This window comes from Paracoccus zhejiangensis (assembly GCF_002847445.1).
Taxonomy (GTDB): Bacteria; Pseudomonadota; Alphaproteobacteria; order Rhodobacterales; family Rhodobacteraceae; genus Paracoccus; species Paracoccus zhejiangensis.
In genome coordinates, this window is sequence record NZ_CP025430.1 from 2,136,256 (window position 1) to 2,148,306 (window position 12,051).

General features: G+C 61.8%; 6 protein-coding genes. 5 read left to right on the plus strand and 1 reads right to left on the minus strand.

Features of this window, described 5'->3' with window-relative positions:
* Window positions 1-110 precede the first annotated feature (110 nt).
* The 5 genes from CX676_RS10385 (at window position 111) to CX676_RS22540 (ending at window position 6,310) form a co-directional block, all read left to right on the plus strand.
* Window positions 111-482 carry a hypothetical protein gene (locus CX676_RS10385; protein WP_232816413.1) on the plus strand — a complete coding sequence of 124 codons (372 nt, stop codon included), beginning with the start codon at window positions 111-113 and terminating at the stop codon, window positions 480-482.
* A complete protein-coding gene (locus CX676_RS10390) occupies window positions 479-2,647 on the plus strand; it encodes a Mu transposase C-terminal domain-containing protein (protein WP_101752551.1) in 2,169 nt (722 codons plus the stop codon). Before CX676_RS10385 ends, CX676_RS10390 begins: the two co-directional genes overlap by 4 nt.
* Window positions 2,648-2,850: 203 nt before the next feature.
* The gene (istA, locus tag CX676_RS10395; protein ID WP_101752186.1) at window positions 2,851-4,380 is read left to right on the plus strand and encodes an IS21 family transposase; all 1,530 of its coding nucleotides are present in this window, start codon (window positions 2,851-2,853) and stop codon (window positions 4,378-4,380) included.
* A complete protein-coding gene (gene istB / locus CX676_RS10400) occupies window positions 4,370-5,164 on the plus strand; it encodes an IS21-like element helper ATPase IstB (RefSeq protein ID WP_101751536.1) in 795 nt (264 codons plus the stop codon). The genes istA and istB overlap by 11 nt, the downstream gene beginning before the upstream one ends.
* A 36-nt stretch (window positions 5,165-5,200) precedes the next feature.
* Window positions 5,201-6,310 carry a hypothetical protein gene (locus CX676_RS22540; RefSeq protein ID WP_232816414.1) on the plus strand — a complete coding sequence of 370 codons (1,110 nt, stop codon included), beginning with the start codon at window positions 5,201-5,203 and terminating at the stop codon, window positions 6,308-6,310.
* Window positions 6,311-6,753: 443 nt separating this feature from the next.
* On the opposite strand, the gene CX676_RS10410 is transcribed toward CX676_RS22540, so the two are convergent.
* A complete protein-coding gene (locus CX676_RS10410; protein ID WP_101752553.1) occupies window positions 6,754-12,030 on the minus strand; it encodes an AAA family ATPase in 5,277 nt (1,758 codons plus the stop codon).
* Window positions 12,031-12,051: the final 21 nt, after the last annotated feature.

Here is a 12,051-nt window from a genome sequence, read left to right on the forward strand (position 1 = left end):
CGCTTGAGCCCGCCGCTCGGGCTACGCCCTCCCGGCGGGCTCAAGCGCGCAAGAAAGTGGCCTGCTTTTGCGCCGCCCCGTGGCCGGTTTTTGCTCCGCCGTTGACAACGGTGAAGCCTGCCGCCAAGATTACACTGCAGTTTCGCGAGGAACTGGCAGCCGTGAAGCGGCACCTGTCGAGTGATCTGGCCGATGATCTGGTCCTTGTCACCGATAGCGACTTCACCCGCGCGCAGGCCCAGAACGCCCTTCGCTTTATCGAATTCACAAAGAAGCCTGATCCCGACGCGGATAACGCGCTGATCAATGCGATGAAGTCACTCCGTGGCATCGTGAAAATGGCCGATCTGGCCGCGATGACCGGTTTTGCAGGTCGCGGTTACCGCGCGGCATTCCGTGCCGCCTTTCGTGGCCAACTCCGTGTGCTGACCGAGGGCATCATTGGACAGCATTCATTTATCAAAATGGGGGATGCGGCATGACCTTCAGTTCCATTCCCGCCTCCCGCGCAATCATGCGGTCTATGCCGCCGGGGTCTACTGTGAAAATCGCAGACACCGTATATGCGCCAGAGTCCTCCGACATGCAGGGCATCATGCTTCGTCGCATGGATTCCCCAGAAATCGTCGAATTTTTCAGATGGGAAGACATTGCAATCCTGCGCGCCAGTGGAAACTGGCGCTACGATCCTCCACCACGGATCGCCACAGGGTCTGCTAGCTACACATGCGATCTGGCACTGCTGTCCGCGAAAGCACGGGCAAAGATCGTCCTGATGGCCCGCGTCTTATCCGCGATCCATGAGCTTCATACCAAGGGCGAGGTTACATTTACCGACCGTGGCTTGGCAGAAGCGCTTCGAAAAATCGCACCGCAACTTGCGAAGGCGGAGGTCAACCAGCAGTTCCCGGGCCGTGCATTGCGCATGGGTGATCAGGTTGTGCTGGCGCAGCTTCCGTCGACCCGATCAATCCGGCGCGTCTATCGAAAATTCATCCGCGCAAATTTTGACCTCCGCGTCCTCGTGCGCAGGACGCCCCGGCAAGGTCACGCCGAAAGCTACTTCGAACCGGAGGTCGAAGAACTGATGCAGCAGGGCATCAGGGAGTTCGGTAAGCGCGGCGGCTGCTATGCCAGAACAGTGGCCGAGAACACCCAAAGCATGATCAGGCGTGTGAGCAACGCAAGGCTGGAAAAGGGCCTTTCCGCGCTCACGATTCCCTGCATCAAAACCATAGAACGACGTATCGCTGCTCTCGATCCGTTCGAAATGACCGCGCTTCGCGAAGGCATTGACGCTGCGCGCCGAAAATTCGCGTCCAGCGGCCTTGGTGTTCAGCAAATGGCACAATTCCCCGGCGAGCGTATCGAAATTGATGAATGGGAGGTCGATCTTTGGACCTATTTCACTCGGATCGGCCTGACAAATGCGCTCTCACCTGAGATAATTGAAAAGCTTCCAAAGGGTCGCCGCTGGATTTATGCGATCATTGATTGCGCGACCCGCTGTATTCTAGCCCTGCTGGTGGTCCAAAAGCCGAGTGCCGAGGCGGCGATGCGCGCGCTTCGTATGGCCTCCGTCGACAAGACAGAATACGCCCGAGCAATTGGCGCGAAAAGCGCTTGGTCTTTCTGCGCCGGGTTTTCTGTCGTTTGTGCAGATACCGGGGCCGCATTCAACAACAGCGACTTCCCCATCGCAGTAAATGACCTTGGGGCGACCATGCTCTTTCCGCCAGTTAAGATACCAGAACTTCGGGGCCACATCGAACGCTGGTTTGGCAATCTGAGCCAGAACCTGATGCCGTATCTTTCGGGTCGAACATATCACAACCCTATTGCCCGTGGCGACTATCCGACAGAACAGCTTACCGCGCTTGATGATGAAGACCTGACGCGCATTCTGTCGCTCTACGTCATTGACTATTATCACAATAGGCCACATCGCAGCCTCAACGGTCAGACGCCGGCGCAGCGATGGCGGGATTTGGAAGATCAGTTCGCCGTAACCGAACCCGCCGATCTTCACACCCTGCGCGCAGCCTTGGGCGTGGAGTTCACCCGCAAGCCGTCAAAGAAGGGGATAGAACTTTTTTCGAACCACTATTCCTGCGACGCATTGCGTCGGCTGTGGGAAACCGGCAAGCGTTCCCGCCTTCGTGTCAAGGCCGATCCGGCTGACATCGGTGCGATCTCCATCGAAATCGACGGAAAATGGGAGACCGCCGAAGCTGTCACGGTAACACCGCTGTTCGGGATATCTCTTGCCGAATGGACCGAAAAGTTCCGCGAGATCAAACAGCGCTATGCGCATGAGGCAGAACTGACGGAATCGATCCGCACCCGTGCCATCGAGGAAATTCGCGCCATCAACAAGGCCGCACGCATTCGTGCGGGTGTGCTGCCGGGTGAGCCGTCAAACGAGCAAATCAAAGCCATCCAGAAGAACCTGTTCCACGGCACAAGTTTCAGGACCGGGTCAGCCATCATCGAAACGCCCGCCGAGGGGTTCATTGGTCAGAGGATTACTTTACCGCCCGAAGACAGCCCAGAGGCGTCCAGCCCAACCGACCCGAGCGCGGGCGACAATCATCAGCCGCCACCCGACGCAACTGATGACAGCGCGTGGGGGTTTGACGATGAGTGAATATAGTATCGCGGCAACTGCCGCTGGTCTGGATGACATCGACCGCACGCTCGCGCAACTCAGGGCAAGATTCTTCGCGCATCGCAATTATTGTTGATTTCCACCCAGAACTGACCCGGGTTGGCGCGTAATTTCCATTGAGATTTGACCCATGTGACCCTTCCCCAACGCGATCAGCGGCGGGGAGCAACGGAGTGATCCACATGGGACTTTTGAATATCATCCGGCGGATGGCGCTGCGTGAGAAGCTGCCGATCCGCGAGATAGCCCGCCGGACCGGGCTATCTCGGAACACCATCAAGAAGTATCTGAACGCGGGCACGATCGAGCCGAAGTTCTCGGTGCCTGAGCGCCCGAGCAAGATCGATCCGTTCGCCGAGAAGCTCGCGGCTTGGCTGAAGACTGAGACGACGAAGTCGCGCAAGCAGCGCCGGACATTGAAGCAACTCTACGCCGATCTGGTCGCGCTCGGCTATACCGGTTCCTACAATCGCGTCGCCGCCTTTGCTCGTGACTGGCGCGCCGACCGGCAACGCGAGCAGCAGACCACGGGACGCGGTACCTTCGTGCCGCTGGCCTTCCGCCCGGGGGAGGCCTTCCAGTTCGACTGGAGCGAGGATTACGCGGTGTTGGGCGGAGAACGCACCAAGCTGCAAGTCGCCCATATCAAGCTGTCACACAGCCGGGCTTTCCTGGTTCGCGCCTATCTGCTGCAAACCCACGAGATGCTGTTCGACGCCCATTGGCATGGCTTTCGCGTCTTCGGCGGCGTTCCTGGGCGGGGAATCTACGACAACATGAGGACCGCTGTGGATCGCGTTGGCCGCGGCAAGGAGCGTCAGGTCAATATGCGCTTCCTCGCCATGGCCAATCACTATGTCTTCGAGCCGGAATTCTGCAATCCGGCGTCGGGCTGGGAGAAGGGACAGGTCGAGAAGAACGTCCAGGATGCGCGCCCGCGGCTGTGGCAGCCAATGCCCAACTTCCCGGACCTGGCAGCCCTGAACGCCTGGCTGGAGCAGCGCTGCATGGAACTGTGGCGGGAGATCCCACATGGAACCCGTGCCGGCAGCATCGCCGATGCCTGGACCGAGGAGCAGGCCGCGCTGATGGCCCTGCCGCCTGCCTTCGATGGCTTTGTCGAGCAAAGCAAGCGCGTCTCACCGACCTGCCTGATCAGCTTCGAGCGCAATCGCTACAGCGTGCCGGCGTCTTTTGCCAATCGCCCTGTGAGCCTCAGGATCTATCCCGAGCGCCTGGTCATTGCCGCCGAAGGGCAGATTTTGTGCGAGCATGAGCGGGTGATCGAGCGCTCGCACCACCTGCCGCCGCGCACCATCTACGACTGGCGGCATTACCTCGCCGTCATCCAGCGCAAACCCGGTGCCCTGCGCAACGGAGCCCCGTTTGCCGAGTTGCCCGCTGCCTTCAAACGGCTGCAGGAGCAGATGCTACGGCGGATTGGCGGTGATCGCGAGATGGTCGATATCCTGGCCTTGGTCCTGCATCACGACGAGCAAGCGGTGCTGACCGCGGTCGAACTTGCCCTGTCCGAGGGCGTCGCGACCAAGACCCATGTGCTGAACATTTTGCACCGCCTGATCGACGGAAAGACCGACGGACCACCCATCGACACGCCCCAGGCTCTGCATCTGCGCCGAGAGCCCAAGGCCAATGTCGAACGCTATGATGGCTTGCGCGCGCACATGACCGGAGGCCGCCATGCGTCATGATCCTGCCAGCGGCGCCATCGTGATCATGCTCCGCAGCCTCAAGATGCATGGCATGTCGCAAGCCGTCACCGATCTGATCGAGCAAGGCGCACCAGCCTTCGAAAGCGCCGTGCCGATCCTCACCCAACTGCTGAAGGCCGAAATGGCCGAGCGAGAAGTTCGCTCAGTCGCCTATCACATGAAGATCGCCCGCTTTCCCGCCTATAAGGACCTGTCAGGCTTCGACTTCTCGGCCAGCGAAGTCAATGAGGCGACTGTGCGCCAGCTGCATCGCTGCGAGTTCATGGGCGGCGCCGAGAACATTGTCCTGATCGGCGGCCCAGGCACCGGGAAGACCCATGTCGCAACCGCCATTGGCATTCAGGCCATCGAGCATCATCGCCGTAAGGTCCGGTTCTTCTCGACCATAGAACTGGTCAACACGCTCGAGCAGGAGAAAGCGAGAGGCAGGACCGGCCAACTGGCTGAAACCCTGATGCGGCTGGATCTCGTGATCCTGGACGAGTTGGGATACCTGCCGTTCAGCGCATCAGGCGGCGCATTGCTCTTTCACCTGCTGAGCAAGCTTTACGAACGCACAAGCGTCATCATCACCACCAATCTCAGCTTCAGCGAATGGGCGACGGTCTTTGGCGATGCCAAGATGACCACCGCGCTACTCGATCGCCTGACCCACCGCTGTCACATCCTGGAAACCGGCAATGACAGCTTCCGCTTCAAGGCAAGCTCGGCTGCTGCGACCAGAAAAAAGAAGGAGACCTCTGATGTCTTGACCCGGTCATGACCCGACCAACATAATCTCAAGGTGGGTCAATTCTCGATGGAAAACCCGGGTCAGTTCTGGGTGGAAATCAACAATGAAGGTGCGGATAGGTGGATCTACTATGACATACCGTCGGACTCGCCGTTTCGGGTAGGATTTCGCGGTCCAGATCCGGATGATAGCAACCAAACAATCACGGACTGTTTCGAGAAGAACGGGCAGATCATTCCCGGTATAATTGAGGCCCAGTTAAAAAAAATTGGTGCAAAACGCCAAGTGCGCATTCCGAAGCTTTTAGTAAGCGATAAGCCGACGCCGACAGAACTGCAGGACGACTTGGATTTCGGTGCAATTGCGCCATCCCAGTACAGATTCGGATTAGTCTCACCCGCCTTTGCGCAAGACGTTAATCAGGCGTATCCTAGTTTACGGGCGGTGTTAGCTAACGGAACAGATCAGGAAAAAGCTGATATGCGCCGCTTTCTCGGCAAGCACTTCGCGGATTACGCTGGCGCCATTCTCGCAGATCTCTTTGGTCAGCAGTCCTCGACAAGCAACCCTCAAATTTTAGCCAGTCTGCTCAGCGCGCTGAACGAAGGCCTGCGCAATGAAGCGCCAGACCTCAGACCTCAGCCGGGCCGTCGGCTAGACGAACCGCTGGTCCGCCTAAATCAAGATCAACTCGTGCAGATTGTCGAGTATACTGGCCACCCGGACGCATCCGTGCGGAAACAGGCGCGGCGCTTCGTGCAGAGCTTTCCTTTCGACTCGCTGCTTGGGCCTTTCGAGGACGCACTCAACGCTGCTCAAGCCGACTGTTCGAACCCAGCGACAGGCTGGCGAGTCTACGCTGCATCCTTCTACTTCTACAACCGGATAATCCAGTCCGCGCTAAACGATCAACTTTCCGATAATGACCGCCTAGCGTGGGATGATCGTGCGCAGGAGATCGCTGAGGCAATGTCCGGCTGCAATATCGGCGATTCAATGGTCGACGCCGCAGTAATCGATTATGGACGAGCCACAGCTTATAGTTGGTCGGACCAGATCGACCCCGGCGACGCGCGGGCGGCGGGCCGCGACTTCATAGCGGCGGTTGGTGACTCGAGCGCAAACTATTATATGCAAAGCCATATCGCGAAGATGGTGAGCTTCATCGAACAATAGATCACGTGGCCCAAAGCATGAACTGTTCGTCGGCCTGGATTTCAGGACCATGCTTAAGGAGCAGCCGATAGAAATTCCACTGCTTGTTCTGCTTTTATTTGCGTTCTCGGTGGCGCTGATCGAAACCATATCACGACCTAAAAATTCACCTCTGGATAAGCGCCTCAATAGGAAGCTTTTTTTGTGGCGGAAGGTCTTCCGACCGACCAGCATCCCCCGAGATGGACAGGAATTCTGTCGCGAATGGCCAAATTCATGTCGCCAGAATGGAATCAGAATATTTGATATCAGTGGGTTAGCTAAGTCGCAGCGGCCAAATTGTCTGTCCCCTGACACTCTTTGGATCAATTGATTGCGGCGCTCTGCCGAATCGGCGCCTTTGCCGCCGGTCCATTGCTGGCTCGGGCTCGCCCGCGCCAGTCCGCTCGGGCCTTTTCCTCGCGTCAGTTGCGCATCGGCAGGCTTTCCCGACATCGCCTCGCCATCCGCGCCGCGACCGGGTCATGCTCCGCGGCAGCCTCGGCTTCGGCAAAGAAACGCGCTGCCAGGTCGGGTTCGCCCGCCTCCATTGCCTCCACCGCCCGGTCGAACCTGTCACGCGCGGCAATCAGGGCAAGGCGCTGCGCCTCGTCATAGACGTCCAGCATTTCGTGGACAGGCAGCGATGTGCTGAGCCCGCGCAAACGGACCTGTCCGAGGAACCGCAGGGCATGCCGTTCGGGATGCTCCAGCCCAGCCACGCAGGCCCCGGAGACGAGTGCCCGGCTGCCCAGTTCCTTGTTCAGGTCCTCCAACCGAGCGGCGACATTGACAGGCGTGCCCAGAACGCCGACCTGCATATGGTCTGGATCGCCGATCATCCCGAGGGTCAGGGGCCCCAGGTCCAGACCCGCGCCGAAGGCAAGGCGGGGCAGATCGCCGCGGTTGGCATTGTAACCCGACAGCCCGCGCGCCATCGCCGTCACCCCGAACAGTGCCCTGTCAGGGCCGCCGGGAAACAGTGCCAGAAGCCCGTCCCCCATGTAATTCCCGACGAACCCGCCATGCGCCGCGATCGCCGGCTGCACATGTTCGAGATAGCGGTTGATCATCTGGATCGTGCGCCGCGCCCCGATTTCCTCGGCGATGCCGGTCGAGCCGCGGATGTCGACGAAGACCACCGTCATCTCGGTCTCGGCAAATTGGCTCAGCTCGACCTCGGTGATGCTGGCCTGGCCCAGAACCTGCATCAGGTGATCGGGCACGAATCGTTGGTTCGCCAGGGTCTGGCGCTTCTGCGAGTTGAGCGCCGCCTGCACATCGCCCAGAAGACGCAGATTCTGCAGCCCGATGGCCGCTTGCCTGGCGAGGGTCTCGATCAGGTTGCGGCGTGACGGCGCGAAGACGTGCCGGCTCTGCTGGCTCGAGAGGTAGAGCGCACCCAGCAGTCTGTCCCCGTGCTGGATGGGCACGCAAAGCATCGCCTTGGGCAGGTCACCCCGCAAGCCTGCCGCAAAGGGTTCGGTCTCGGGGGCGTCCGAATGCTGGGTCGTCCGCGTGCGCAGGCAAAGGTCGATTGCAGGCCGCAATACGGCGGCAGGGATTTCCGGCGGACCCTTCGCTGGCTCCGCGTCACCACCATCGGCGGAATAGCTGGACAGACTCGTCCCACCCATCTCGTCGACCAGCGCCAGCGTGCAGGAATCCGCGTGACCGATCCGCATCGCCAACGTAGCAATCCGCGCCAGCAGGTCTTCGGGCGTGGTATTCTCGCTGAGGCTACCGACAAGGTCGATGAAGCCCTGCAGGTCGGCCGCGGCCATCCCGGAACTGCTGGCATGATCGAACTGACCATCGGGAATGCCCGCTTCGCCACAAATGGCATTGGCAAGCCCCGGCGCGCCCCAGTTCCGGGCAGCAGCGGCAGCCTCGCGGGCAGCCTCGCGCGCGGCCTCCGGGTGGCCTGCGCGGCGCAGGATATGGAAGCGGCGGCGATGGGCAAGGTAGGCAAAGAAGGGCGCCTGTGGTCCGGCCAGCGTGCAGGACTGATGCAGGGCCATCAGCGCCGCAGCCTGCCGGCCTTTCGCGGCCAGCCGTTCTGCCTTCAGCAACGCCAGCCGATGGGCCAGGTTGGCCGGGCCGCTACGGTTCCAGAATTTCAGCCGCAACGTCTGCTTCCACGCGATGCGGCGCATCTTCACTGATTGCGCCGGATCGGCTTCGGCCAGCCAATAGGCGTTCAGCGCCCGCAAGAAGGCCAGTCCCGGCACCAGAACCTGCGCAATGATGTGGACCTCGTTCCTCGCCGCGAGGGCAAAGCGCTCTTCCGCCCGTTGATAGCGACCGGCCAGGTGATCAAGAACCCCGGCGGCGATGGAACTGATGGCGGTCTGGACACCGTTCTCGAGCCGCCGGAACTCGGCGATCTTCGTCGGGTAGTCGAAATCATCGCCGCTTAGCTCTGGGGGCAGATCGGGCTTGCCCAGCAGGTGCAGCAACTGGCCCCAGGCGAGGAAACAATCCCTTACATGCGGCATTTCCGTGCGGCGCAGATAGTCGAGCAGTTCCGGATGGCGTCCGGGGGTGTCGACATGGCGACCCGAAAGGAAATCGGCATAAAGCGCCACGCCGGCGCAATAGGTGGCATCTTCCTGATCGCCCGCCTCCCGGTTCCTGACCCAGCTGTCCGTCAGGTGTTCGACCACTTGGTCGAGCGGCTCTTTCCAGTGCCGGATGAAGGTGTCGAAGACGAATTTCGGCTTGGATTGCGGGGTGCCGTCATAGCGGGCGGCGCTCCTGATCGCCAGCTCGCCGAAGCCATAGCCGCGATCGATCATCCCAAGCCCGCCGCAAAGCACCAGCCCCAGCATGGCAAAGCAATAGGGCGCCTGCGGGTTGAGACCGTGTTTCAGCGACAGGCGCGTGGCCGAGGCGGCAAGGACCGGGAAGAGGTTCGGTTCGGCGAAATAGGCGGCGGGGGCGGATTGGGCCATCAGCTGCACCGCTGCGCGTACCTGGGCGTCGCAGGCCTCGGGCAGATTGGCAAACCGGTCCAGATCGGGTCCGCGCAGCGGCAAGACCGTGCGAAGAACCTCGGACAGCACCTTTACATGACTCGGGTGGCGCGGCAGAGGCACCCCGAGTTCGGCGGCGACATCGATGCAGAGATCGGCGGCCTTCTGACCCTGATTGCCGGTCGAGAGATAGCGGATGCGCATCCCCTGGATATCGGCGATGTCATAAGGATCATCTGTACGGGCCAGCGCCACCAGCGCGCTCGCCTCCATTTCGTCACGATCATTGAGCGCGAAGGCGCATTTTGTCTTCGACCGGTAGAGCCCGAGGCACAGCGCCGCATGGGCCTCGTTCCAGCCCCCGCCCATCATCTCCTGGACCGTGCCGAGATAGTGCCGGGCAGTATCGAAGGCCAGCCCGAGCTGCGCCTGCTCGGCGGCGACAAGACCCAGCTTCGCAAAGCGCTCGATCTCTCCCGGCTCCAGCCCGCCGACGCCGGCAACCGCGACATGGCCGAAGATCTCCACGGCGCGGCGCGGCAGGTCCTGATCGCGCACGGATTGCAGCATCAGCCGGGCGATCCGCAGATGACGCTCGGCCCTTGCTGCGTCGCCTAGCCGGTCATGCACGCCCTGGCGGATCTGGTCGTGGCGAAACCTGTACCATGCCGGCCCCTGTCGGGGACTCGCATCGCCATCTGCCAGCTGCGCCGCAAAATAGGCATGATTCTTGTCCAGCGCACGGATGACGGTCGCATCGATGGCGGGGATCAGCAGCGCAGCAACCTTGGGCAGGGGCAGGCTGGTGACCCAGCCCAAGGTTTCGAGATCGAAGGTCCCACCGATGCAGGACGCGCTTTCGAGCAGGTCCAGCGTGGCGCGCGGTAGCGTCTGCAGACGTCCGGTCAGCAACGCCGCGACCGAGGCGGGCACCTCGGCACCGGTCAGCGCGGCCATGTCAACCTGCCAACCCGGCAGCCGAAGGTCAAAAGACAGCGCGCCCTGGGCGGCAAGCGAGGTGAGGTATTCCCTGAGGAAGAAGGCATTCCCCTGCGACGCCTCATGCACATGCCGGGCGAGTGCGCGCAGCACGCTCCGGGGGCGCGCGAGACTCGCTTCCAGCAGCTGCTCGACATCGCCCGTTGTCAGCGGACCCAGAGCGATCATTTCCGACCGGTCCGCCGCGCCGTGGCAGTCCTGGATCACCCGCCAGGCCGGATGCGCGGGATCCACCTCGTTCGAGCGATAGCCGAGGATCAGGATGAAATGGCTGAGGCCCGGCATCGCGGCTATGGCCTGCAAAAGATGCAGCGAGGCATGATCTGCCCATTGGACATCATCCAGAAACAGGATCATCGGCGTCTTCCGGGTTGCGAAGACCTCGATGAAGCGACCGACGACCCCGATGAAGCGCCGGTTCGCCTCGGCTGGCGGGATGTCCTCGGGCGTCGGCTGCGGGCCGATCAGGATGGCGAGTTCCGGGATCAATTCGGTCAAAAGCCCGGCGAAACGGCCCAGCCTGTTTTGCAACTCGACCCGATACCCGGCCAGAACGGCCTCCTCGGCGCCAAGGATCGGGCGCAGCAGACCGCGCGCTGCTTGCAAAAAGGCCAGATAGGGCTGGTCGCGCTTGAAGCGGTCGAACTTTCCGGCAAGCAACCGGACGCCATCACCCATGTGATGCCAGCGCATCTGCATGACGAAGGCGGTCTTGCCGATACCGCTGGGGCCAGAGACGGAAACCACGGTCCGCTTGCCCCGCAGCAACCCGTCCTCCACGGCGGCCCGCAGCCGTTCCTGCTCGACCGCGCGGCCATAAAGCCGGTCTGCAAGCCGGAAGCGGGTCGAAATCCCGCGCCCCGCGAGGTCGAACTCACGAATGACGCCGGTCCGGGCGAACTGTTCGGCACAATGATCCAGGTCGCATTGCAGCCCGAAGGCGCTGGCATAGCGGTCATCGGGGTCTTTCTGCAGCAGCTGGCGGGTGATGCGCATCAGCATCACCGGCAGGTCATCGCGCCCCTGCTCAAAGGCCGGAATCTCGCGTGCGACATGGGCATAGCCCTGCTCCAGCGGATCGGTGTCGGGATAGAGCGTCCTGCCGCTGATCATTTCGGCGAAGGTCGCCCCGAGGGCATAAAGATCGGCCAGGTTGTCGACGGGGACCTCGATCCTGCCGCTCAGTTCCGGTGCAGCGTAATGTGGCGATGCACCGATTTCGCCGGCGGCGAGGCCCGACTGGCCCCAATGGGTCGTGGCGCAATCGAGGCCGAGACATTGCGCACCCGCACCGCCGGCGCGGATCAGCAACCGTGCCGGGCGCAGGTCCCGGTGCAGGATGCCGGCCGCGTGCAGCCCTACGGTCAGTCGCGCCAGTTCCAGCATTGTACCGAGCAGAACCGCGACCCGCATCCCCTGCTCCGGGATCATCTCCGCCAGCAGCGTCTGGCCCTCGTCAGCGACAGCCAGAACGCCCGGAGTTTCTGCGCCGCACGCCACGAGCGGACGCGCGCAAAGTCCTTGATCGACCCGAAGCGCCAATTTTGCCGCCAGCCCAAGGCGTGCGGCGAGAAGCCGCTCGGCCCCCGCTGGTCCTCGATCAGGTGCCAGAAACCACGCCGCCGTCCCATCCTGCAACCGGCCATGCCAGACCGCCCCTGTCGCATCCCGGGTGACGAGACGGTCGAGGTGCTGGTCTGCCGCTCCGGCCCGTATCGCGGTATCCATGGCCGGTGTCCTTCGCTCCCG